The organism is Flavobacterium sp. RSP49 (genome assembly GCF_003968735.1).
Classification (GTDB): Bacteria; Bacteroidota; Bacteroidia; order Flavobacteriales; family Flavobacteriaceae; genus Flavobacterium.
Window position 1 is genome coordinate 118,911 of sequence record NZ_RYDN01000004.1, and the last position, 24,853, is coordinate 143,763.

Sequence of the window (24,853 nt, forward strand, 5' to 3'; positions counted from 1 at the left end):
TTTAAGCATACAAAGCACCAAAAATTCAAACACAGATTGTACGGATTTACGCAGATTAAACCTGTGTTACTTCATCTATACATGAATAATCTCATCCTCAATCAATAATTCTTCCCGTCTTAATCTCAAGAAAATCTGCGCCACGGCAATGGTGTCTCTCTCACAATAGGTTACAATACGATCAATATCTTTGTCTACATAAAATACATGTCCTACCTGGCTACCGTCGATATCGCCTTTTGGCGAAGGAATTCCAAGGACTTTACACATCAATTTCAAAGAAGTAAAATGCTTGTAATCCCCGAATTTCCATAATTCCAAGGTATCCAAATGGGGAATTTCCCATGGTTTTTTTCCAAATAAATTCAGTTTGTTTGGAATGGCGATTTGGTTGATAATCATGCGTCGGGCAAGGAACGGAATATCGAATTCCTTGGCATTGTGCCCACACAAAACATGTTGCGGCTGGTTGAAATGAGTATTCAGCAAAGTATTAAAATCTAACAATAGTTTCTTTTCTTCACCAAAAAAAGAAGTCACCCTAAAATTCCGAATATCGCCTTTGATAGTAAAATAACCCACGGAGATACAAACGATTTTCCCAAACTCGGCCCAAATTCCCGCACGATCGTAGAAATCCTCGGGAGTATATTCGTCTTTACGCTGGTATTGGGTTTTATGTTCCCAAAGATCTTGCATTTCAGAATCTAATGCATTGAAATCTTCGGCTTCCGGAACGGTTTCGATGTCCAGAAACAGAATGTTATTGAGGTTTATTTTTTCTATCATTTGATGGCACGCAGCTTACGTGGATTTTACAGATTTATTCAGATTTTCTTAAACGAATATACCAAATTTATTCATCAACAACTAAAACAAACTTTGTTGCGCCGTTGGATTCTCATGTTCCAATAACCATTTTTTTCGCCATAATCCGCCTGCATATCCTGTTAGTGAACCATCTGTTCCAATGACTCTGTGACAGGGCACGACAATCCAAAGCGGATTTTTCCCGTTAGCAGATGCAACGGCTCTAATGGCTTTGACATCACCCAAAATTTTGGATTGTTCGAGATATGTTCTCGTTTTCCCATAAGGAATATCCAATAAAGATTTCCAGACTTTTTGTTGGAATTCAGTCCCTTTTGGATTTAATTTAAAATCGAAATCGGTTCTCTTGCCTTCAAAATATTCGTTGAGTTGTACAACGGCTTGTTGTAAAACAGCCTGAATTGTATTTGAACACAACCCTTCTTCGGTGACTGAAATTCGTGATATTCCACTTTCATCGCCTATGATTTTGGCAATTCCCAATGGCGTTTTGATGTATGCGGTTTCCATATTTTAAAGATAAAAAAATTACCCACATTGTTCCTAAAGAAGTAATAAAGTTCAGAAATAAATGCACTTAAAGTGTTTTGAGCATAAAAAAACCATTCGCAGAGACGAATGGTTCTTGTATTTTAGCCCCGATAGCAGCGGCATCTCGCGATTTAGAAAAACAAGGCTTTTTATCCGTAGTTTTTATTTATCGGGAATACAGCGGATAGCGGGAGTAGCTCCTGAAAAACGCCAGGATTATTTCAAATTGGAATATACGTATGCTTCCAAGGCTTTCAATTCGTCATCAGACATGGCTTTGGTAACCCCGAAGTTTGTTTTCATCACTTCATACTGGCTAGGATCAACAATAGGCTCGCCTTCGCCTTTCAAAAACGTTACGATACTTGCGTTTTTATCTTTATAAATCTTAGCAATATCCTGCAGACTAGGCCCTATTACCTTTTTGTCTACTTGATGACAGGCGACACAATTACCTTTTCCATTGAAAATTTCTTCTCCTAATTCCTCTGGAGTTTGAGCAATTTCTTCGGTAGTGGTTGGGTATAACGGTTCTTTTTTGGCTTCTTCTTTTTTACAAGAAGTTAAGGCTAAAACGGCTAATAAAAATAATGTCTTTCTCATGTTAATTTCTTTAATTATAGGTGGCTCAGTGGCTAGAATTACCATCCAATATACTTGGGTGGCTGAATTTGATTCAGATTCAAATATACTAAAATTTGTGCTCTGTGATGGGTAACATGGTCTTGCATCAAATTAAGTATTTGCAATTTTGATTTTTGACCCGCAAAAAAAGTAACTTTTTGGGATAATTCAGCATCATTGGTTTTTTGGACAACTCTTTTTGCTGTATCAAAAGAGGTTTTTATCTCTTGGATTATTTGTGCTTTTGAAAGCCCTTTTGCGGCTTCTTTTTTCACATATTTCTCTTCCGAAAAATAAGTTGTGCCCAACCAATTCATGTTATCTTGTATGTGAAATAATTGTTCTTTAAAGGACATTTCACGTTCAGCGGGTTTATAATCATATTTATCTTCCGGCATAGCTTCTGCAACGGCCACTAAATAATCTTTGGAATTATCCCATTTCTCTATGAAAGTAGAAACTACTTCCGCTTGTGCAAAAATGCTATTGGAAAGCAATAAAACCACTATTATTAAACATTTTTTCATTTCTATTTGTTAAGGAGTATTGCAGCCTCTTTCGCAAAATAGGTCGAAATCAAACTGGCTCCCGCTCGTTTGATACACATTAATTGCTCCATCATAATTTTATCGTGATCGAGCCAACCTCTTTCGGCAGCGGCTTTGATCATTGCATATTCACCCGAAACGTGGTAGACTGTTACCGGCACATTTACCGCATTTTTAACTTCGCGAACAATGTCTAAATAGGCAATTCCAGGTTTTACCATGACCATATCAGCGCCTTCTTCCACGTCCCATAACGCTTCTTTGATAGCTTCTATGCGATTGGCACAATCCATTTGGTATGTTTTTTTATCTTTTGGAATTTCAGTGGCGTCAACAGGAGCGCTGTCTAACGCGTCACGGAACGGCCCGTAAAAAGCAGATGCGTATTTTGCCGAATAACTCATAATACCTACGTTATGAAAACCGGCAGTATCCAGACCCTCGCGCAAACGCAATACACGTCCGTCCATCATGTCTGATGGCGCTACAAAATCGGCTCCGGCCTGCGCATGAGAAACAGCCATTTTTACCAAGGCTGCGTTCGTTGCATCATTTGCTACATCTCCATTTGCAATGATTCCGTCATGTCCATAAATAGAATAAGGATCCAAAGCCACATCAGGCATTACAATCATTTCCGGACAAGCAGCTTTGATGGCACGTATAGCATTTTGCATCAATCCGTTTGGATTCCACGCTTCCAGTCCCGTATTGTCTTTTAAATTTTCACTGACTTTTACATAAATATTTACCGCACGAATGCCCAATGCAAATATTTCTTTGACTTCTTCTACTGTTAAATCTATCGAACGACGGAATATGCCCGGCATGGAAGAAATTTCTACTTGTACATTTTCGCCTTCAGCTATAAACATAGGAAACATAAAATCCGATGGACTTAAACTCGTTTCACGAACTAAACTCCTTATGGATTCGTTTGTTCTTAATCTTCTGCCTCTGTGTAATGGGAACATATATTTTCGTTTAAAGTTTCAGGTTTAAAAGTTTAAAGTTAAACCCATTTAAAATTTAAAATTCAGAATTTAAAATAAATCTAAAGCCAATCTCTTGGGTTTTCTAATACGTTTACTAATTTTTCTTCTTCGCTTCCCGCTTCCGGATGATGATCGTACACCCATTGTACATTTGGTGGCAAACTCATCAGGATACTTTCGATTCTTCCGTTGGTTTTTAGTCCAAATAAAGTGCCTTTGTCATGAACCAAATTAAACTCGACATAACGACCGCGGCGTATTTCCTGCCACGTTCTTTGTTCTGGCGTATAGGGTAAATCTTTTCTTTTTTCTACAATTGGAACATAGGCTTCGAGGAAACTATTCCCCACTTCCGAAACGTAATTGAACCAATCTTGCATACTCATCTCTGGAGTTACTTTGCAATAATCGAAAAACAAGCCGCCAATTCCTCGTGCTTCATTGCGATGCGCATTCCAGAAATAGGCATCGCATTGTTTCTTATATTTTGGATAAAACTCCGGATTGTGTTTGTCGCAAGCCGTTTTACAGGTTTGATGAAAATGAATTGCATCTTCTTCAAACAGATAATAGGGTGTTAAATCTTGTCCGCCACCAAACCATTGCTGAATTACATTTCCGTTGTCATCGTACATTTCGAAATAGCGCCAGTTGGCATGAACCGTAGGAACCATTGGATTTTTTGGATGCATTACCAAACTTAATCCACAGGCAAAAAAATCAGCTTCGCCCACATTGAACATTTTCTGCATGGCTTCGGGTAATTTCCCGTGAACTGCCGAAATATTCACGCCACCTTTTTCGAAAACTTTTCCGTTTTCGATCACGCGGGTTCTTCCTCCTCCTCCTTCCGGCCGTTCCCAAAGGTCTTCACGGAATTTGGCTTGGCCATCAACAGCTTCAAGTCCTGCGACGATGGTGTCTTGAAGGTTTTGTATGTAGGTGTAGAATTGTTCTTTCATCTTGTTAGTTCATATAATTCCATATCTAACGGGAGTCCATTTGTTGGAGTAAACTCATTCTTTAATGTTTCGCTCCATACAAATCCGCATTTTTGAGCTACTTTAACACTTCCAAGGTTCGTTTTATGAGAAATAATATGAAGAGTTTTTAACTCTAATTCATCAAAAGAATACTTTGAAATTCCTTTTACAGCAAATGACACCATGCCTCTTCCTTCATATTCTGAACCAATACAATATGCTAACTCTGCTATTCTTTTCTCCCAATCAATTTTTTTAATAATAATTAATCCTGCAATATTTTGAGAATCTTTCTCTCGAATTGCTAAAGTGAAATTTGATTTTTCCTGAATCTCTTTTTCCTTTATTGAAATATATTCTTTTGTCTTTTCAATACTTGAATTACTTGAAAGTGTAAGTGGGAAAAATAGGAGTAATCTTTGATAATTGTCAATCATAAATTGATACAACTGATTTGCATCTGTTAGTTTTAATTTGTCTATGGTGAAGTTTTCTGTTATATGCATTCGTTTTATTTTTTCTTTCCTGAAAGGTTTTTTTAACCTTGTAGGTATTCTTTATTTTGTTATCTGACTTTATTATTTAATAGTTAAATCTTTCGCACTTCTTTTCAGCCTTCCCATTCCTGTTCGACTTAAGTTGCATTCTTTTCTTATTACTCTTAAATTAGCTTTATCTTTATGATAATTGATGAATTCAGTAGTTAAGTCTTGATTTTTAAATACAATAAAATTATTCTCTCCAAGTGTGTATTCAACTGTTTCTAGGTTGATATTTTTCACTTCTTTAAACCTATCAAGTATTACAGAGAAAGTATTCGGCTGTCTATGGTCAACCGCTAAATCTTCCCATTTTGACAATTCATTTGTTTCTTGACATTTTACATATCCTTTTACGGAATTGGCATTGAAAAAATCTTGTTTTACTAAAAGCATATCTTTTTGAATAGCATTTCTACAAGCTTTGTAAAACAAAGTTTCTGGATTATATTTTGTCTTGTTTAAAATCATTAAATATGAAATGTAATGGCTTGACAAATCATCATAAAATATTTCAAAACATTTTGTGCCATATTGAACTTGGCTAACTTTAATATCAGTTATTTCTATTTCCTTTTCAAAATACTCATCAAAACTTGCTCTTTCATCTAAAATTATATTTTCTCTAACTTCGTCAGAATCGACGTCCCTTAAATGATTTATAGTTTTAAACTTTTCTATTATTTCATCAAAGACAATTTTATTGAAATCAAATAATTCTTCATTTTCTTCTATAGAAAATTGTTCTATACAATTAGAACTATTCAAATTAGCAGAACCTTGAATAAGGTATTTTCTTCCTCCATTATCATCACTTTGAATTAATACTATCTTTGATTGATTATTGCAAACGGATAATTGAAACTTTTTTTCTACATCTAAAGTTTCATAAATATATTCTATGAGGTTATCTCTTTCATAAGTAAAAAAACGGTCGGATACAATTAAATTTAATTTTTCAATGAACCCCTCTTCCAATAAACTATAAAGGCTGTCAACATTATGTTGAGACATAGATGAAGTAGAAATAGTTAACTCTTTAGCTTTCATATTCCTACACACCAAAAAAGTTTCGATAAAGTCTCCAAAAATAAAGTCTCCATCGATAATACAAAAATACCTTTCATTTTTAAAAATCTGTATATCTCTACTTAATTGTTCAACATTTTCATAGTTAATGATTTTAGTTTTACTTGTCGGACACTTAATATATCTTTTATCTTCATTTTCTAAAACTGCTATTTGATAATTAGAAAAATGATTTTTATCAAAAGTAAAAGTTTCTTTTATATTAGTAGTTTCTGAATCTGTTTCTGAATTATTATCATCCTCCAATAAAAACAAATCAACTATATCGTTGAAATCCTCCTCATTCAAAGATTGTCCAAAGTCATAAGAATTTAAAATCGTTCGATAATGACTAATTGCATCTTTTTTGAATTGGTATGTTTTATCTCCAATAATTAAGGGCTTTCTCATCTTCCACGTTTTTTAAAATTTCATATAATTAAACACCCCTACAAGGTTAAAAAAACCTTGTAGTAAAGACTGCAAACTGAACACTAACTACTGTATACTATTTCCCGTACTCCTTCACCGCATCAATAAACGCTTTCGCATGATCCACGGGGATATTTGGTAAAATTCCGTGACCTAAATTCACGATGTATTTGTCTTTTCCGAATTCGTCAATCATTTCATGTACCATTTTCTTGATAACCGGAATTGGAGATAACAATCTGGAAGGATCAAAATTTCCTTGTAATGTGATGTTTCCGCCAGACAAGTATCTTGCATTTCTTGGAGAACACGTCCAATCTACACCAAGTGCCGAAGCCCTACTTTTTCCCATTTCATTCAATGCAAACCAACATCCTTTTCCGAAAACGATAACCGGTGCATCATCAGCCAAAGCTTCAATGATTTGATTGATATATTTCCAAGAGAATTCCTGATAATCAACTGGAGATAACATTCCGCCCCAAGAGTCAAAAATTTGAACAGCATCCACTCCTGATTTCACTTTTTCTTTCAAATATAAGATCGTGGTATCAGTGATTTTTTGCAATAAAACATGAGCAGCTTCTGGATGTTCGAAACAAAATCCTTTGGCCATATCAAAGCTTTTAGAACCTTTCCCTTCCACCGCGTAACACATAATTGTCCAAGGTGAACCTGCAAAACCAATTAATGGCACCTCATCATTCAACATTTCTTTGGTCAATTTAATAGCATCAAAAACGTACCCTAATGTTTCATGTACATCTGGAACAATTACTTTCTCTACATCTTGAATCGTACGAATTGGATTTGGTAAAAACGGCCCGAAATTTTCTTTCATCAACACTTCAATTCCCATGGCTTGCGGAATTACCAAGATATCCGAAAACAAAATCGCCGCATCCGGAGCAATTCTGCGAATCGGCATCATCGTTATTTCGGCTGCTAATTCCGGAGTCTGACAACGGGTAAAAAAATCATATTTATCACGCAATGCGATAAATTCTGGCAAAAACCGTCCGGCTTGACGCATCATCCAAACTGGCGGACGTTGTACTGTTTCTCCTTTTAGTGCTCTTAAAAATAGGTCGTTTTTGATCATGTATTTAAATTTTAGCGGATTGCTAGATGCTTTCCGGTGTATAATATTCAATAACTTCCAAAATCACGGCTTCGATAGTTGGTGTTTCGGGAATTACTATGTTTTTAACTTTCTTTGTTTCTAATGCTGCTGCTGTAGTAGTGCCTACGCAAAAACAAACTTCATTCTTGATTTTATTATTTGTCAAATAACTTTCAACGGCAGATGGGCTAAAAAACAGAATCCCGTCAAAATTTTCTTGATCTGATACTTTAAAAGGCGCAAGTGTTGTTTGATACACTTCGATTTCGTTAAAAGTTATTCCTGCGCTTTTTAATGCTTCTGGCAAAGTCTCTTTACGCAAATTGCCGCTCAAAAAAGTATAGCTTTCCTTGTTGTAAATTAAAGTGATTATTTCGGCTAATTCAGAGGCATAATCTAAATAAACATCGACTGTAAAGCCATGCAATTCTAGTAATTCCTTGGTTTTAATACCTACACAAAAAACAGGTTTCGTCTTTAAAACTTCCCAATTGTTTTGTTCTATCAAACTTAAAACCGCATTTTGGCTGCTAAAAATTAAGTTGTTGTTGATGGTACTGAGTTCGAAAAGGTTGTTTTTTATTTCGATGAAATCTTGTTCCAAAAGATCAAAATTAGCATCAATAAATACTTGCCTTTGTTCTGCCGATAATGTTTTGGTGGATAAAATGCTTGTTTGGCTCATTATTTCTTCAAATTAATTTTAATTGCTGTCATCAATTCTGCTCCGCCATTTTCTAAAATTTCTTTGGCACAATAAAAGCCTAATTTCTTCCATTCCTGCATCGGAACGGTTTTTTCTATTTCGATTTTTTGTTTCCCATCAATTGAAAACAAAACGCCTTTGAATACTATTTCCTCATCTGTAAATACTGCCAAAGCGCCAATTGGTGCCGTACAACCGCCTTCGAGTGTTTTCAGAAACTGTCTTTCAATGTGTGTACATACCTCGGCATCAATATCATTTAACTCAGAAACGGCCTCTCTGCAAAATTCATCTTTTGCCATCGCAACAACCACCATTGCGCCTTGAGCTGGCGCCGGAATCATCCAATCCAAGTCGATATAATTAGAAGGTTTCAAGTTGATTCTTTCCAAACCTGCTGCCGCAAAAACAGCTCCGTTCCAATCGCTTTCCTGCAATTTCTGCATTCTCGTATTGACGTTTCCACGTAAATCAACTACTTTATGGTTGGGGTATTTATTGAGCCATTGTGCCTGACGACGCAAACTGCCTGTAGCAATTGTTCCTGCTCCATTACGAAAATCAAGGGTCCCTTTATACACTAGGATATCTAACGTATTGGCTCTCTCCAAAACTGCTGCTTGTACAATTCCTATTGGCAAAGCTGTAGGAACATCTTTCATGGAATGCACCGCAATATCAACCTGACCGTTGATCATGGCAATATCAAGTGTTTTAGTGAAAATTCCTGTGATTCCTAATTCGTAAAGTGGTTTGTCAAGGATAATATCTCCTTGCGATTTTACCGCTATAATTTCGGTTTTATAGCCTAAATCATTTAGTTTTTTTTCGACGGTATGGGCTTGCCAGAGTGCGAGTTCACTGTCTCGGGTTCCTATGCGTATTGTTTTGTTTGCCATTTTTATTTTTTCAAACCAAGAGGAATTAAAGGTTTATTTTAATGAAATTTAATTCCTTAATGGTGTAAATTTTATTTTGTAGTCGCTCCTATTTTGAAAACTTTCTCAATCCAATCGATGCTTTCATCCACCATCGTATCATCATCTTTCAAATGGTTGGCAAAATGTGTAGTTATTTTTTGGATAATTCTGTTGCTGATAATCTCTGCTTGTTCTTCGTTGAAATTTGAAATTTTCTTGCTTTGAAAATCCAATTCGGATGTTTTTATCGCATTCAATTTTGCTTTCAAAGCATTGATAGTAGGGGCAAATTTTCTGCCTTTGGTCCACGTAGTAAATTCTTCTTTGATTTCTTCAATGATGGCTTCAGCAGCGGGAATGTGTTTTTTTCTATTTTCTAAAGTTTCATCTGTTAATTGCGACAAATAATCCATGTGAATCAGCGTAACGCCTTCTAATTCCTCGACATTTTCATTCACATTTTTAGGAATTGATAGATCCAAAATCAATATTGGTTTTTTCAAATTCAGAATCGCTTTGTCAATAGTAGGATTCTGTGCGCCGGTAGCTACAACAACAACATCTGCTTTTTGCAGTTCCAAATGCAGTTCCGAATAATCTTTCACAATTAGATTCAGTTTTCCGGCTAGTTTCTCTGCTTTTTCTTTGGTTCTGTTGATAAGTGTAATGTGTTCGTTTTTAGTGTGTTTTACTAAATTTTCACACGTATTTCTACCAATTTTTCCAGTACCAAACAATAAAATGTTTTTGTTTCCAATGTCTTGCACATTGTTGATAATATAGCGAACTGCAGCAAAAGAAACTGAAGTAGCTCCAGAACTAATTTCGGTATCGGTTTTTATTTTTTTACTGGCTTGAATCACCGCATTCACCAACCGTTCCATAAAAGCATTAGCTAAGCCTAATGATTTTGATTGTGAAAATGAGTTTCTTATTTGGGCAATAATTTCAAAATCACCCAGAATTTGACTGTCTAAACCCGTTCCTACACGAAACATATGACTGACGGCTTCTTGATTTTTATAGACAAAACCCACTTTTTGAAAAGCTTCAACTGAGCCTTGACTGTTCTCACAGATTAATTTAATCAATTGAAACGGATGTTCTGCATAACCGTAAATCTCTGTACGGTTGCAGGTAGAAGTAACTATTAAACTCTCTATTCCTTCATTCTTAGCTTGTTCCAATACCCGTGTTTTTGCTGCGGCATCTAAACTAAACTTTCCTCTAATCTCAGCATCTGCTTTTTTATAACTTAATCCTACGGAGTAAAAATAATGATGCTTTGATGTGTTATTGTTTTCCATATTTGCACTTTTCCTAAAAGTGAGGCAAAATTATCACTATAGTATTTATAAAAGTAACGCTAGAAGTTCTATTTGTATCGCTCAGTGATTTTTTAATTCTAAATGGTTAGAATACTGCAAAAAAGGCTACTTTTGTAATGAATGCAAGTTGTTTGAATTGTTTTATTTAAAGCGATTCTAAATAAAATAACTTGATGAATATCATTTTCATTTAAAAAAAATATCGCTATGGGTTCTCAGGAAATTATAAAAATTGAGGATGATTTCACACTCATTCGCTTTCAGAATGACAGCAACGATTCTTTTAATGCGCAACGGGAAGTGAGCAGCGGTTTGATTCAGTTTCATTTTGGAATCAAAGGAAAAGCGAAATTCATTTTCAACCAAGGCAATTATGCTTTGGAGCTGAAAGAGGAAAAATCATTGCTGTTGTACAACCCACAAAAAGAACTCCCTTTAAATCTAGAGTTAGCACCAAATTCCTGGGTAATCTCTGTGATTATTTCAATCAAGAAATTTCATGCTTTGTTTTCGACCGAAGCCGATTATATTACTTTTTTAAGCGCAGATAATAAGGACAAAAAATATTATAACGACGGCAATATCAGTCCCTCGATGGCGATTGTTTTATCGCAATTGTTTCATTATAACTTGCATCCTTCCATAAAAAACTTGTACTACAAAGGCAAGGGATACGAATTACTGAGTTTGTATTTCAATAGAACTGAAGATCCAAACGCAGAACAATGTCCATTTCTAATTGATGAGGACAATGTCATGAAAATTAAAAAAGCCAAAGAAATCATCATAGCCAATATGGCTGAACCACCTGGATTACAAGAATTGGCGGATGAAATAGGATTGAATCTAAAGAAACTAAAAATGGGTTTCAAACAAATTTATGGCGATACCGTTTATGGTTTTCTGTTTGACTACAAAATGGATTTTGCCCGAAAATTACTCGATAGCGGCTCCTACAATGTAAACGAAGTAGGATTGAAAATTGGTTATAGCACAGGAAGCCATTTCATAGCGGCATTTAAGAAAAAATTTGCCACCACGCCAAAAAAATATTTGATGTCGATAAATCCAAATATGTCCTAAACAATTGATTTCATATATTAAACAATAAATAAAAAATAGTTAATCGCAATTTATAAAAAAGTAAGTTTATTTACTTTTGTTCCAACAAAAAAAAGATAACATGAAAGGTGTATTATTAGTTAATTTAGGTTCTCCGGAAAGTCCAACTCCCAAGGATGTAAAACCGTATTTAGATGAATTTTTAATGGACAAATACGTAATTGACGTTCCGTTTTTGTTACGAGCATTATTAGTACGTGGTATAATTTTGCAAACAAGACCTAAAAAATCTGCTGCCGCTTACGCGAAAATATGGTGGGACGAAGGGTCTCCGCTAGTGGTTATTTCCAAAAGAATGCACGAAAAAGTACAAAAATTAGTTGATGTGCCCGTTTCCCTGGCGATGCGTTATGGAAATCCATCCTTATTGTCCGGCTTACAAGAGTTACATGACAAAGGCGTGACCGAGGTGCTACTTTTTCCTTTGTACCCGCAACATGCAATGGCCTCAACCACCACAATACTAGAACTGGCCGAAGAGCACCGTAAAAAGTATTTTCCGGGGATGAAATTCACCATCGTTCCTGCGTTTTACAACAAACCAGATTATCTCAAAAACCTTGCTGATTCCATTAAAGGGCACTTAGAAGGCTATGATTACGATCATTTATTATTTTCTTATCACGGAATTCCGGAACGTCACATTCGCAAGACGGATATTACGAAATCACATTGTAAAATTGACGGCTCCTGTTGCAACACTCCTTCACCGGCGCATGAATTTTGTTACCGTCACCAATGTTACGAAACCACCAAACAGGTGGTAAAATTACTGGGAATCCCAGAAGGAAAATACAGCCAGACCTTTCAATCGCGTTTAGCAGGAGACAAGTGGTTGACTCCCTACACGGACGTTGAAGTCAACAAAATGCCTGAAAAAGGAATCAAAAACCTGGCTGTTGTAACGCCTGCTTTTGTATCGGATTGCTTGGAAACATTGGAAGAAATTGCCATGGAAGCCAATCATGAGTTTAAGGTTCACGGGGGAGAAAACTTCAAAGCCATTCCCTGTTTAAATGATACCGATGACTGGTGTAAAACGGTAAGCACCTGGATTTCAAACTGGTCAAATGCCACTTCGTCTACCAAAAAGGAAGTTACTTCTGAAAAAACAATTGCCTAAATGGCTGTGTCAACCGATGAGCTAGGAACGCAAGACATTAAAAAACTCTTGATAAAACAGGCGGTTCCGTCTTCTATTGGAATTTTATTCATGTCGGTTAATATCTTGATTGATACCATATTTGTTGGGCAATGGATTGGTTCTTTGGCCATTGCGGCGGTAACCGTAGTACTGCCCATCACTTTTTTGATTTCTTCCCTGGGAATGGCTATTGGTGTGGGCGGAGGCTCTGTACTTTCCAGAGCATTGGGAGCCACTCACAAGGAAAAAGCACTTCAAACTTTTGGTAACCAAATCATGATGACTTTTTTATTGGCCTCTGTTTTTGTGGTATTTGGTCTTTTTTTTAGTGACGACATGCTGATGCTTTTTGGTGCAAAAGGAACCATAATAGAACCCGCAAAAGAATTTTTTATCCCCATAATTATAAGCGTTCCGTTCTTAGCACTTTGCATGATGGGAAACAACGTGATTCGCGCCGAAGGCAAGGCCAAATTTGCAATGGTTGCCATGATTATTCCTGCATTTGTCAATATTGCATTGGATATTATTTTCATCAAATACTTAGATTTAGGCATGTTTGGAGCTGCTTTGGCGACGGCCATATCTTATTTTACCTGTTTCTTGTTTGTACTTTGGTTTTTTGTGTTCAAAAGTGAACTTCAACTGAAAATGAAGCATTTTAAATTTAAAATGCCCATTGTCAAAGAAATTGCGGAGTTGAGTTTTGTGACTTTTTCAAGACAAGGAGTTGTGAGCATTTTAGCCATCATCCTGAATCATACTTTATATACGTTTGGAGGTGCGCATTCTGTAGCTATTTATGGGATTATCAGCCGTATGTTGATGTTCGCCTTGTTTCCTATCCTGGGAATTACGCAAGGATTTCTGCCAATTGCCGGTTTCAATTATGGTGCGGGAAATTATTCAAGAGTGAAAGAAATTGTACAACTTTCAATAAAATATGCCGCCATATTAGCCTCGCTGATTTTTGTTGTAATTCTAATTTTTGCTAAACCTATTGTGGCTGTTTTCACAACTGACCCACTTGTAATCGACCAAACTCCGGAAGCGTTGCGCTGGGTATTTGCAGCTTCGCCAATTATTGCCGTTCAACTCATTGGCGCGGCTTATTTTCAAGCGGCGGGAAAGGCAAAAAAAGCTTTGCTTTTGACACTAAGCAAACAAGGGTTTTTCCTAATTCCACTAGTGCTGATTCTACCAAATTTTTTAGGTATTTTTGGAGTGTGGTTTGCATTCCCAATTGCGGATGTGCTCTCCACAATACTTACCGGTTATTTTCTAAAAAAAGAAATGAATACAAAACTGATTCAAACTAACGATGGAATACTATAATTACCTTAAATCTCTGCACCTCATCTTTGTAATTACATGGTTTGCAGGATTGTTTTATATTGTACGCTTATTCGTGTACCAAATTGAAGCGGCGCAAAAACCTTCGCCAGAGAAAGAAATTCTGCAAAAACAATACAAAATAATGACCTATCGCTTGTGGTATATTATCACTTGGCCTTCGGCTGTTTTAGCGAGTATATTTGCCTTTTCATTACTTTATCTGAATCCAAGTTTAATTCAGTTAGATTATATGCAAGTAAAATTTGGCTTTGTTTTTGCACTTTATTTATACCATGGAAAATGCCAACAAATTTACAATCATTTGCAAAATGATGAAATAAAATACAGTTCAAACTTTATGCGGTTGTGGAATGAAGGTGCGACCATAATTTTATTTGCAGTCGTTTTTTTAATCATTGTCAAAGATGCAGTGAACTGGATTTATGGTGTAATTGGAATCTTTTTGTTTTCCATTTTAATTATGTTGGGTTTTAAATTTTACAAACGGATTCGACAAAGAAATCAATCTTAATTATGTTCAGAAGTTTAAAAAAAGTAGTACTCTCGTTACGAATCAGAATCTTCCTTTCGATGATTGTGTTGATATTAATAGCGTCTGTTTTATTAGCTTCTATATCCATCATTCAATTTAAAAACGAAGCCAAAGAGTACCACCAAGAACGCTTAGAACGCAATGAGAATTCTGTAAAAGAGCACATCAATTATGTACTCTCTACCACTACATATCCCCTAAATTCAGCCAATTTAAGTTTGATTTTTAAAGATAAAATCCATGAATTAGCCCACATTCATAATGCGGAAATAAACATCTATGGTCTGGACGGAAAATTACTAAAGTCTTCTAAAGAGTCTTTTTCCGTGGATATAGTGGCGCCTCCTATTCCGAAATACATTTTAAAACTAGTTCGTTCTTCTATCGAAAAAAGATACGTCGACATCAAAACTATAGATGACAAAAAGAACCGTTCCGCTTTCAGCCAAATTAAAGATCATAAATTCAAACCCTTGGGGATATTGAACTTACCTTATGTAGAAGATGATGGATATTATGAAAACGAATTAAAAAGTTTCCTAATTCGTCTGGGACAGGTGTATGCTTTTATGCTTATTATTGCTTTTGCTGTCGCGTATTTCCTCTCCTCTTACATTACAAAATCATTAAAAACAATATCAGATAAGTTAAGTGGAACGAGTTTAAATCAAAAGAATGAAAAAATTGTTCTGGAAGCAAACAGTAAGGAAATCAACTTATTGATCAATGCCTACAACGGAATGGTGGACAAACTGGAGAAAAGTGCGATCAAACTGGCCCATAGCGAACGAGAAGAAGCATGGCGCGAAATGGCCAAACAAGTCGCTCATGAAATCAAAAATCCGCTTACGCCAATGCGATTAACGGTACAGAATTTTCAACGAAAATTTGATCCAAACGATGCCAATGTAAAACAAAAAATGAACGATTACTCCGAAACTTTAATTCAACAAATTGACACTATGAGTGCCGTTGCCTCTGCGTTTTCGAATTTTGCATCGATGCCGGCACAGCAAAATGAAACCTTGAATGTTGTCGCCGTAGTAGAACTTGCGATGGACATTTTCAATGAAGAATACATTAAATTTCAAAGCGATTCCCCGAAAATTATTTCGAAAATTGACCGCACACAACTCATTCGAATCATCACAAATTTAGCAAAGAATGCCATTCAGTCTATTCCGGAACAGCAGGAAAAAAAGTCTATTATAGTAACGGTAAAAAAAGAAGTAAACAACGTTTTGATAACCGTTGCCGATAACGGAATTGGGATTCAACACAAAGACATCGATCGTATATTTGAACCAAAATTCACCACTAAAAGCAGTGGAATGGGCCTTGGTCTTGGAATTATAAAAAACATTATTGAAAATTATAAAGGAACAATTACCTTTGAAACTGAATTTGGAAAAGGAACTACTTTTATTGTTTCGCTTCCCATAATTAATACTTAAAAATACAATTATGAATTACGAAAACATTTTAATTGCAACCGAAAACAACATCGCAACAATTACCATTAATCGTCCGAAAAAACTAAATGCGTTGAATGTTGCCACCATTTCTGATTTAAACAAAGCTTTCAAAACATTAAGAAAAAATGACGAAATTCGGGTTATAATTCTAACTGGAAGTGGTGAAAAAGCTTTTGTGGCCGGAGCAGATATCTCTGAATTTGCTGGTTTTTCGATTGAGGAAGGAACGCAACTAGCTGCAGAGGGACAAGAAAAATTATTTGATTTCATAGAGAATTTAAAAACTCCAGTAATTGCAGCAGTCAATGGTTTTGCATTGGGTGGTGGATTAGAATTAGCCATGGCCTGCCATTTCAGAGTGGCTTCAGAAAACGCCAAAATGGGATTGCCTGAAGTTTCGCTGGGCCTCATTCCGGGTTATGGAGGAACGCAGCGTTTGTCGCAATTGATAGGAAAAGGACGCGCTATGGAAATGATCATGACCGCAGGAATGGTAACAGCGCAAGATGCTTACAGAACGGGACTGGTAAATCACGTAGTCCCTGAAGCTGAACTTTTAGATTACTGTGTTACTGTAGCCCATAAAATAATCAAGAACTCTCCTTATGCTATCGGCAAAGCCATAAAAGCGGTCAATGCTAATTTTAAAGAAGGAAAAAATGGGTATGAAACCGAAATAAAAGCTTTTGGAAAATGTTTTGGAACCGAAGATTTTAAAGAAGGAACAGCAGCATTTTTAGAGAAAAGAAAAGCAGTGTTTACTGGGAAATAATAACAAAAGAGAACCACGTTGGTTCGCTTTTTAGTTTATAAATGATCTTCCTTTAAAATAATCTTTGCTCAAAAAACAGATTATCTGCTTGACAAAACTTAATTTTGCACTCTTCTTTCGGAATATAACCATCTAAAATTAAACTATGTCCTTCCAACCTGTATTTGCACTTTTCTGGGAAAAAGTAAAAGAAAGCATCCAAAATGGAACTTACGCTAAACTAACACTTGCCAAAACAATTGGTGATACGGAACTGAAAAACATCTATGTTCGTCCCGTTTTGTCAGAAAGTGACCTATTCAGTCTTTCCGTTACGGCGCGTTACAAAACCGAAGAAATAGAAAGTTTTCATACTCTTGACGAAACTTTTATGGTACTGGCGCCTTTTATGAACAATCCATTTTTAACTGCCTTACTGTTTACAACGGAAAATGACATCACCTTTAAACTCAATAAAAAAAGAGTGGGAAGCATTTTGGAACAAGCGCCTACTTTTAAAAACGCTTCGGATGTGATTCTGGAAATGAAAGCGAAAGGGATTTCGATTTAAGATTTTTGATTAATCCCGATAACTATCGGGACTGATTTTTGATTTAAAAAACCAGCAATCCAAAAAATATCTGAAATTTAAAATAGTGGTTAGGGACCACAATTTAGTAATCAGTTTATGGCTTGGGTGTAAAAAGACTGAAATCGATCTTTTTTAATTAAAGCAGCAGTATTTAGACGTCAACAGACTGAATACTAAAAACTGGACACTGTTTACTTACTTTTCCCCTTCCCATTCCGCATAAAACTGCGTTAGAAATCCTTCCATATACTGGTGTCTTTCTTGTGCAATTTGTTTTCCCGTCTCGGTATTCATCTTATCTTTCAAGAGCAATAGCTTTTCATAAAAATGATTGAGCGTTGGAGAATCGTTCTTCTTGTATTCTTCCTTGCTCATACTGGAGTTTGGAGCAATTTCAGGGTCGTAGAGCGCTCTATTTTTAAATCCGCCATAATTGAATGTTCTGGCAATTCCGATGGCACCAATCGCATCTAATCGGTCTGCATCCTGCACCACATCTAATTCTATGGAAGAGAATTTATTTTCAAAATTACCGCCTTTATATGAGATGTTTTCAATGATCTTGACCACATGTGAAATGATATCTGCGTGAACATTTTCTGATTCTAAAAATGCTCTCGCTAACCTTGGCCCTACAGTTTCATCACCGTCATGAAACTTACTATCTGCAATATCATGCAGCAAAGCACCCAATTGAACCACCGTAACATCACAAACTTCATTTTTTGAAATCAGAACAGCATTGTTAAATACTCTTTCAATATGAAACCAGTCGTGTCCGCCTTCGGCATTTTTTAGTTTTTCTTTTACAAAAAGAATCGTTTTTGGTATTAAATCGGCATGTATCATTCTTTATATACTTTTAAAAAAAAGTTGAATTTCAAAGTTCTACAACTTCAAAATCCAACTTTTTTATTCTTTATTTTTGCATTCAAAAAGCTATCGTACTAAAGCGGGTTCTACCCATTTGAAAATATGGGATTCTTGTGGAATGACCAATCGCTCAGAAATTCGTGCCATTCTTCCGGGTAATTTCATCAAATAATCCCGGGCTTTTTCTGCTTCATCAGTTAAGCCTGTAATTTTATCAATTTCCCATTTGTCAATTAATTTTTGCATAATGTCTACATAATCCGCTGCAGTGTACACCCCAATTCGTTGTGCCGAATCAGAAAACTGTTCGAAAGCAGTACTTATTTTTTCACCGGATTCTCTCAAGAAATGTGCTGGCATAACGATTTTTGCTTTCATCATATATTGAAAAGCAAGCATCATTTCGCTAGGATCCACCTGAAAAATACGAGTTACAAATTCACTGTAAGCATGATGGTGGCGCATCTCGTCACCCGCAATCATTTTGCACATTTTAGACAATTTGTTATCCCCATATTTCTTAGCCATTTGCGCTACTCGGTTATGGGAAACATAGGTTGCCAACTCTTGAAAACTAGTATAAACAAAGTTTTTATAAGGGTCTCTTCCGGTTCCTATGTCAAAACCATCGTTGATGAGGTGTTGGGTAGTCATTTCTACTTCACGCATATTCACGCGACCTGACAAGTACAGATATTTGTTGAGCATGTCGCCGTGACGATTTTCCTCACCAGTCCATTGTCGGATCCACTTGGACCAACCGTTTCGCTCTACATTATCTATTCCATCTACGTCCATTAACCAAGATTCGTAGGTCGGTAGGGCTTCTTCAGTAATGGTGTCACCTACTAAAGTTACCCAAAAATCATAGGGTAACTCTTTTGCAATTTCACGCAATTCTTTGACCTCATCAAAAAAAGTATCACTTTGAGAATTAGGCAAGAAATCCGTTGGCTGCCATATTTTTTCTACTGGTATCAGATACTGATCGACAAAACTATCTACGTTTTTTTCCAAAAACTGCATTACTTCTAATCGAATGTTTTTTATTGACATTATTATATAAATTAAATTTTTATTCCTTGAACTACTGCCGCTTCTGTTTTATGCATCAATTCAGCAAAATCATAGTTTTTCACTTCTAAGGGTGTATGTACCACAAAGGTAAGGTGATTTCCTATACCTAAAGGGAAAAATCCATATTTAACAATTTTCCAAGAATTGTTTATGCTTATCGGAACTATATAAGCCGAAGGCGCGTATTTGCATAAAATTTTGAATCCACTTTGCGCAAATTCCTTTGGCATGCCAGTCTTGCTTCGTGTTCCTTCCGGAAAAATAACTGCAGAACGATTGTGTTTTTCAATATATTCAGACAAATTTTTGATCGCAGGAATGGCTTGCTTGGGATCACTACGATCAATAAGAGCCGAACCGCCATGTCGTAAATTAAACGACACGCTGGGAATCCCGCTTCCCAATTCTTTCTTACTGACAAATTTACAATGAAATCGGCGAAAAAACCAAATCATAGCAATAATATCGTACATACTTTGATGATTGGAAACGAAAATTAACGGAACATTTTTTGGAATGCTTTCCACATTATCAAACTGATACGATGTTCCTAACAGTCTTGTGCACAAAACCAGAAAAAAATTCAAATAATCGACACTTATTTTATGAGCTTGATACCCAAAAACATGAAAGCAAACCCATTGAATTGGGTGAAAAATAACCAAGGTAAGACCAAAACATAAATAATAGATTACGGATATGGGATACGAAATTAGTTTTTTCATGCTTTAAAAATTTGCCGTAAAAGTAAGAAATATATTTTTAGCCCGATTTTAAATCCCAAACAATATATGAACTCAACCTTTAATCGTAACTTTGCCAGTCAAAATCCATGTCCTTTTTTCTATTAAAATGAATTTTACTTACTCAAAAAACGAAAAACTAAAAAGCAAGACCACTATTGGATTATTGTTTACCGAAGGGAAATCAGTATCAAAATATCCGCTGCGATTGGTGTATAAAGCCAGCTCTTTTGGCGATCCCGAATCCCGAAATTTCGGGGTGGGAGAAAAGATAAAAATGGGCGTTTCAGTTTCCAAAAAGAATTTCAAGAAAGCCGTAGACCGCAATTATTTCAAACGCGTCCTGCGCGAAACCTACCGGCTGAACAAACACCTTTTGATTGACCATCTGGACCAACCCTATTCCTTTATGTTTTTTTATCAAACTAAAGACAGATTGACGTACGCCGAAATTAATACCAAAACCATTCAATTGTTTGAGAAATTTGTTGCTCAAAATATTAAAAAACCAGTATCCGAAAGCGATTCTATTTCTGAAATATAAACAATTAACCTATCCCAATTAAACAAAATCGCCTTTAGATTCAGTCCTGCATAATTATTTCGTGATTTATTGTTATTTTAGTGGTCTCAAATTTAGTTAATTAAACCCATGAGCTTCTTCAAAAAAAAATTTTTAATTCCCGTTGTCGCTTCGGCATTTCTGTTTATTGGAACCAGCTTCAAAGATGATTTTTTTGAAATCGCCAAGCAAATCGAGATATTCACGACCCTTTTCAAGGAATTAAATCGAAATTATGTCGATGAAACGAATCCTGGGGAATTAATGGACAAGGCCATCAAAGGAATGCTGGTTAATTTAGACCCATACACCGTATATTTCAACGAGCAGGATGTAGTGCGATTCAAGATAAACAACACTGGAGAATATACCGGAATAGGCGCTTTACTGACTCGAAAAGAAGATAAATTGATCGTTAAAGAGCCCTATAAAAATTTTCCCGCCGACAAAGCTGGCCTTAAAGCCGGTGACGAAATTATTCAAGTGGGCGATGTCCTTTTGTCTGATTTTAAGGACGAGGCCTCTCAGCTTTTCAAAGGTACCAAAAACACCAAAATAGACATCAAATACATCCGACAAGGAAAAGTACAAAGTACCCAGATTATCCTGGACGAAGTCGAAATCAAATCGGTGCCCTTTTTTGCAAAAATAGACGACAAGACCGGCTATATCGTATTATCGCATTTTAATAAAAAAGCATACCTGGAAACCAAAGAAGCCTTAGAACAACTCAAAAAAGAAGGTGCCGAACGCATTATACTGGATGTCCGAGACAATCCTGGCGGACTCTTGAATGAAGCTGTGAATATTTGTAATTTATTTGTTCCAAAAAACGAGATTATTGTTACTACAAAATCAAAAATAGAGCAACACAACAGCACATACAAAACAACCAAAGATCCTGTAGATACTGTCATTCCTTTGATAATTCTTGTTAACGGTCGCAGCGCCTCAGCATCCGAAATCGTGGCTGGGGCACTTCAGGATTTAGATCGCGCTATAGTGGTGGGTAGTCGCAGTTTTGGGAAAGGACTCGTGCAAAGACCGGTAGATTTAACGTATGGAACGCAACTAAAAGTAACCATTTCCCGTTATTACACGCCATCCGGAAGATGCATTCAAGCTTTAGATTATTCACGAAAAGACAAAAACGGAATGGTTCTAAAAACAGAAGAGAAAAACTACAATGTCTTTAAAACCAGAAAAGGCAGAACCGTTTATGACGGCGGAGGAATTCAGCCGGATGTAGAACTGGAAGAAACTAAATTAAGTCCAATAGCAAATGCTTTGCTTCGCAACGACGGGATTTTTAATTATGCCACTACATATTTTTACAAAAATCCAAATTTAGGAAATCGTGTTCCTGTTATTTCTGATGTGGAGTATCTAGAGTTCAAACAGTTCCTAAAAGTACAGAAATTCTCCTTTGACACGGAAACGGAATTGGCCTTAAAAAACACTTTGGCTATGGCCAAAAAAGAAAAACTAGAGGAATCTATTCTGGTAGAATACCAACAATTACGTGTTGCGCTTCAAAAAAGCGAAAATGCCTTATTGGACAAAAACCAAAAAGAAATCAAAAACCTGATGGTCGATGAAATCATTAAACGCTATCAATATCAGGAAGGGCTGTATCAGTATTACATCAAAAATAATTACGAAATCAAACGAGCCATTACTATTTTGAATTCCAATATGGAGTATCAGTCTATCTTAAAATGAAAAAATCGTTCTCCATAGTACTATTACTTTTTTCGAGCTACGTAGTGGCTCAGGGACAACCTATAGAAACGGTTTATTTTGAATTTGACAAATTCACACTTTATAACGACCAAATACAAACGATAGTTGATTTTATAAAAAACACAGACACTTCAAAAGTAGAGTCGATACAAATTTATGGATACTGTGACGATCGGGGTGCTAACGATTATAATTATGAATTATCACAAAACAGAGTAATTACGGTACAAAGTATACTGATCCAAAATGGTTTCAGTAAAAACAAAATTGTCATTATTGAAGGCAAAGGGCGTGTGATTCTGAAAAAAAATATGCTGGAAAACCTATCGGAAACCCGTTCTAAAAATAGGCGTGTCGACTTGTTTCTTGTCAAAAAAAACAGTTTTGGAAACGGCATTTACAATTCGTTTCAGAAAAAGCATAAAGTAGGCGACCGTATTTATCTAGAAAACCTCCTTTTTCCGCTTGGTAGCAGCATATTAACGGAGAAATCTAAGAAAGAATTAGATAAGATTGTGATTCTTTTGCAGCAACAAAAAACGTTGGAATTCGAAATCCGAGGCCACGTTTGTTGCACACCCAGCTATTACCGGGACGCCATAGATAAGAGAACCCGAGAACGCAAGCTTTCCTTGAACCGTGCAAAAAACGTTTATAAATACTTGATAAATAAAGGCGTAAACAGCCTTAGGATGCATTACATAGGAAGAGGAAACAAATTTCCGTTAGGCAAAGGAGAAGCATTAGACCGCAGAGTTGAATTTCTGATTCTAAAAATTTAGTTCCTCTCTTTTCATCTCAATATGCGGAATATCGTCTTCTAGATACATTTCACTGGTTTGCTCAAAACCATGGCTCTCATAGAATTTCTTTAGGTACAATTGTGCTCCAATAGTGATGTGGCTCTCGCCAAAATGATGCGCTATTCCTGCAATAGATTCCCGCATTAGATCGTGCCCCCATTTTTTGTCGCGGTAATTTGAATCAACTGTTACTCGGCCAATTGAGGCATTGTCAAAACTGATTCCTGGTTTGAAAAGTCTGGAATGCGCTACAATTTTACCTTCAAATTCTCCAATAAGATGCAAAGCCACTTTGTCCTTTCCGTCAAGATCAAGATATACACAGTTTTGCTCCACCACGAAAATCTCGCTTCTCAATCTCAGCAGATCGTATAACTCATCCACAGAAAGTTCCTTAAACGACTTTATACTCCATTTTAACATTTTATTTTTTTTAGTTTTTATTAGACTGCAAATAAAAGAAAATAAAACTATTTTTTCAAAACCTCAACTGATTTTATGATTGCTGCTAACTCATGCATTAAATCTCTTTTTTCTTTGGAGGGCGCATAACAAAAACCTTCCAAAACTAAAATCCTGTTGTGTTCTGTATCCAAAATAGCATAATTGATAAAAGGGCCTGACATAAAATCATTTTTCAATTCCCATGTTCCTTTTGTTTCATACGTTTCCTTTCCGTCCAGGCTGATCTTAAAAAAATAAGGTGAATAGCTTTCTCCGGTAATCATTGCAGTGTTATTCTCTTTTCCGCTAATGTAGAGATTGCCAATAGAATCCCTCATTTTAATAATATTCGTAATCAGATCTGTATCCTTTTTAGTGAGAGCATTTATGGGAACTTGATAAATCAACAAACTCGTGTTACCGCTGATAATTTCGTTTTTTAACCATATAAAATGTGGTTTGTGCAGAACGTATTGATATGAAGAAGGAATATTAATCGAAATTTGAAATTTATTCTTGATGATTTTTGGATTAAGAATAGACTGTTTTATAATGCGTTGGTTTTCGGAAATTTCAGTTTCCTTAATAATTTCAATTATTTTTGGCGAATTTCGCTCTATTATTTCTAGAATATCTGCGCTTGTTTTTCCAGAAATATGAAACACATTTTGGGGAGATGCGTATTGATTTTTTTTAATTTCAAATTTATTTTGCTCCTCTTTTTTGACTACGATAATCGTACGGCTATCCGTCATAAATCCTTCTAAAATTTTAGTAGGATACTGATTTATCGTAAAAAGCGGTTCTTCCTCAGGTAATCCTATAACGGCGGAGGCAAATTTATTTCGAATGCTGTCGCCAATCTCACCATTCCACAACTGGTCGTCTATGATAACTGAAATAGTATTAATTTTTCCTGTTGTAGCGCGTGGTTGGGGATCTTTTTTTTCGTTACAAGAACCCAGAAAAATGGCAGTAAAAAGCAATAAAAGAAGGGCTTTATTCATT

At 35.9% G+C, this 24,853-nt stretch carries 27 protein-coding genes; 10 read left to right on the top strand and 17 right to left on the bottom strand.

The genetic code is table 11. The features are described from left to right. Positions 1–75 precede the first annotated feature (75 nt). From EKM02_RS03745 to hemA, 12 genes are all read right to left on the bottom strand, one after another. Positions 76–789, bottom strand: coding sequence for a 3'-5' exonuclease (locus EKM02_RS03745; protein ID WP_126452225.1), 714 nt, complete (start codon positions 787–789; stop codon positions 76–78). A gap of 81 nt (positions 790–870) precedes the next feature. Further along, positions 871–1,341 carry a methylated-DNA--[protein]-cysteine S-methyltransferase gene (locus EKM02_RS03750; protein ID WP_126452227.1) on the bottom strand — a complete coding sequence of 157 codons (471 nt, stop codon included), beginning with the start codon at positions 1,339–1,341 and terminating at the stop codon, positions 871–873. 237 nt (positions 1,342–1,578) lie between these two features. Next, entirely contained in the window at positions 1,579–1,965 is a 387-nt protein-coding gene (locus tag EKM02_RS03755) for a c-type cytochrome (protein WP_126452229.1), read from the bottom strand. 38 nt (positions 1,966–2,003) lie between these two features. Beyond that, positions 2,004–2,513 carry a DinB family protein gene (locus EKM02_RS03760; RefSeq protein WP_126452232.1) on the bottom strand — a complete coding sequence of 170 codons (510 nt, stop codon included), beginning with the start codon at positions 2,511–2,513 and terminating at the stop codon, positions 2,004–2,006. Between the two features lie 2 nt (positions 2,514–2,515). Continuing rightward, on the bottom strand, positions 2,516–3,508 hold the full coding sequence (gene hemB / locus EKM02_RS03765; protein ID WP_126452234.1) for a porphobilinogen synthase: 993 nt from the start codon (positions 3,506–3,508) through the stop codon (positions 2,516–2,518). A gap of 80 nt (positions 3,509–3,588) precedes the next feature. Continuing rightward, the gene (hemF, locus tag EKM02_RS03770) at positions 3,589–4,491 is read right to left on the bottom strand and encodes an oxygen-dependent coproporphyrinogen oxidase (protein ID WP_126452236.1); all 903 of its coding nucleotides are present in this window, start codon (positions 4,489–4,491) and stop codon (positions 3,589–3,591) included. Then, the gene (locus EKM02_RS03775) at positions 4,488–5,018 is read right to left on the bottom strand and encodes a GNAT family N-acetyltransferase (protein WP_126452238.1); all 531 of its coding nucleotides are present in this window, start codon (positions 5,016–5,018) and stop codon (positions 4,488–4,490) included. Before EKM02_RS03775 ends, hemF begins: the two co-directional genes overlap by 4 nt. 72 nt (positions 5,019–5,090) lie before the next feature. Further along, complete coding sequence (locus tag EKM02_RS03780; protein WP_126452240.1) at positions 5,091–6,530, bottom strand: hypothetical protein; 1,440 nt, start codon at positions 6,528–6,530, stop codon at positions 5,091–5,093. Positions 6,531–6,627: 97 nt separating this feature from the next. Further along, positions 6,628–7,653: a uroporphyrinogen decarboxylase gene (gene hemE, locus EKM02_RS03785; RefSeq protein ID WP_126452242.1), complete on the bottom strand. Its 1,026-nt coding sequence runs from the start codon at positions 7,651–7,653 to the stop codon at positions 6,628–6,630. A gap of 22 nt (positions 7,654–7,675) precedes the next feature. Further along, complete coding sequence (locus EKM02_RS03790; protein ID WP_126452244.1) at positions 7,676–8,359, bottom strand: uroporphyrinogen-III synthase; 684 nt, start codon at positions 8,357–8,359, stop codon at positions 7,676–7,678. Further along, positions 8,359–9,279, bottom strand: coding sequence for a hydroxymethylbilane synthase (gene hemC, locus EKM02_RS03795; RefSeq protein ID WP_126452246.1), 921 nt, complete (start codon positions 9,277–9,279; stop codon positions 8,359–8,361). Before hemC ends, EKM02_RS03790 begins: the two co-directional genes overlap by 1 nt. A gap of 71 nt (positions 9,280–9,350) precedes the next feature. Then, the gene (hemA, locus tag EKM02_RS03800) at positions 9,351–10,607 is read right to left on the bottom strand and encodes a glutamyl-tRNA reductase (RefSeq protein WP_126452248.1); all 1,257 of its coding nucleotides are present in this window, start codon (positions 10,605–10,607) and stop codon (positions 9,351–9,353) included. A gap of 228 nt (positions 10,608–10,835) precedes the next feature. On the opposite strand from hemA, the gene EKM02_RS03805 reads away from it, so the two are divergent. The 7 genes from EKM02_RS03805 (at position 10,836) to EKM02_RS03835 (ending at position 17,579) form a co-directional block, all read left to right on the top strand. Then, entirely contained in the window at positions 10,836–11,711 is an 876-nt protein-coding gene (locus EKM02_RS03805; protein ID WP_126452250.1) for a helix-turn-helix domain-containing protein, read from the top strand. Positions 11,712–11,811: 100 nt separating this feature from the next. Continuing rightward, a complete protein-coding gene (gene hemH / locus EKM02_RS03810; protein WP_126452252.1) occupies positions 11,812–12,873 on the top strand; it encodes a ferrochelatase in 1,062 nt (353 codons plus the stop codon). Next, positions 12,874–14,229 (top strand): MATE family efflux transporter, encoded by a 1,356-nt coding sequence (locus EKM02_RS03815; RefSeq protein WP_126452254.1) that lies wholly within the window; start codon positions 12,874–12,876, stop codon positions 14,227–14,229. After that, a complete protein-coding gene (locus EKM02_RS03820) occupies positions 14,216–14,761 on the top strand; it encodes a CopD family protein (RefSeq protein WP_126452256.1) in 546 nt (181 codons plus the stop codon). The genes EKM02_RS03815 and EKM02_RS03820 overlap by 14 nt, the downstream gene beginning before the upstream one ends. Before the next feature lie 59 nt (positions 14,762–14,820). Then, positions 14,821–16,236, top strand: coding sequence for an ATP-binding protein (locus tag EKM02_RS03825; RefSeq protein WP_126452333.1), 1,416 nt, complete (start codon positions 14,821–14,823; stop codon positions 16,234–16,236). A gap of 10 nt (positions 16,237–16,246) precedes the next feature. Beyond that, positions 16,247–17,029: an enoyl-CoA hydratase/isomerase family protein gene (locus tag EKM02_RS03830; RefSeq protein WP_126452258.1), complete on the top strand. Its 783-nt coding sequence runs from the start codon at positions 16,247–16,249 to the stop codon at positions 17,027–17,029. Between the two features lie 145 nt (positions 17,030–17,174). Then, complete coding sequence (locus EKM02_RS03835) at positions 17,175–17,579, top strand: hypothetical protein (protein WP_126452260.1); 405 nt, start codon at positions 17,175–17,177, stop codon at positions 17,577–17,579. Between the two features lie 216 nt (positions 17,580–17,795). Here the strand turns inward: EKM02_RS03835 and EKM02_RS03840 are convergent, their stop codons facing one another. From EKM02_RS03840 to EKM02_RS03850, 3 genes are all read right to left on the bottom strand, one after another. Further along, complete coding sequence (locus EKM02_RS03840) at positions 17,796–18,449, bottom strand: HD domain-containing protein (RefSeq protein WP_126452262.1); 654 nt, start codon at positions 18,447–18,449, stop codon at positions 17,796–17,798. A 90-nt stretch (positions 18,450–18,539) separates the two neighbouring features. Beyond that, positions 18,540–19,529 carry an acyl-ACP desaturase gene (locus tag EKM02_RS03845; protein WP_126452264.1) on the bottom strand — a complete coding sequence of 330 codons (990 nt, stop codon included), beginning with the start codon at positions 19,527–19,529 and terminating at the stop codon, positions 18,540–18,542. 11 nt (positions 19,530–19,540) lie between these two features. Then, on the bottom strand, positions 19,541–20,275 hold the full coding sequence (locus EKM02_RS03850; RefSeq protein ID WP_126452266.1) for a lysophospholipid acyltransferase family protein: 735 nt from the start codon (positions 20,273–20,275) through the stop codon (positions 19,541–19,543). Between the two features lie 127 nt (positions 20,276–20,402). Between EKM02_RS03850 and EKM02_RS03855 the strand changes: the two genes are divergently transcribed. From EKM02_RS03855 to EKM02_RS03865, 3 genes are all read left to right on the top strand, one after another. Beyond that, entirely contained in the window at positions 20,403–20,837 is a 435-nt protein-coding gene (locus tag EKM02_RS03855) for a ribonuclease P protein component (protein ID WP_126452268.1), read from the top strand. Between the two features lie 108 nt (positions 20,838–20,945). Beyond that, positions 20,946–22,577 (top strand): S41 family peptidase, encoded by a 1,632-nt coding sequence (locus EKM02_RS03860; protein ID WP_126452270.1) that lies wholly within the window; start codon positions 20,946–20,948, stop codon positions 22,575–22,577. After that, complete coding sequence (locus EKM02_RS03865) at positions 22,574–23,380, top strand: OmpA family protein (protein ID WP_126452272.1); 807 nt, start codon at positions 22,574–22,576, stop codon at positions 23,378–23,380. The genes EKM02_RS03860 and EKM02_RS03865 overlap by 4 nt, the downstream gene beginning before the upstream one ends. Here EKM02_RS03865 and EKM02_RS03870 read toward each other — a convergent pair. Together EKM02_RS03870 and EKM02_RS03875 are read right to left on the bottom strand one after the other, a co-directional pair. Continuing rightward, positions 23,369–23,824 (bottom strand): GNAT family N-acetyltransferase, encoded by a 456-nt coding sequence (locus tag EKM02_RS03870; RefSeq protein ID WP_126452274.1) that lies wholly within the window; start codon positions 23,822–23,824, stop codon positions 23,369–23,371. The genes EKM02_RS03865 and EKM02_RS03870 overlap by 12 nt on opposite strands. Positions 23,825–23,871: 47 nt before the next feature. Next, a complete protein-coding gene (locus tag EKM02_RS03875) occupies positions 23,872–24,852 on the bottom strand; it encodes a DUF4837 family protein (protein ID WP_126452276.1) in 981 nt (326 codons plus the stop codon). Position 24,853: the final 1 nt, after the last annotated feature.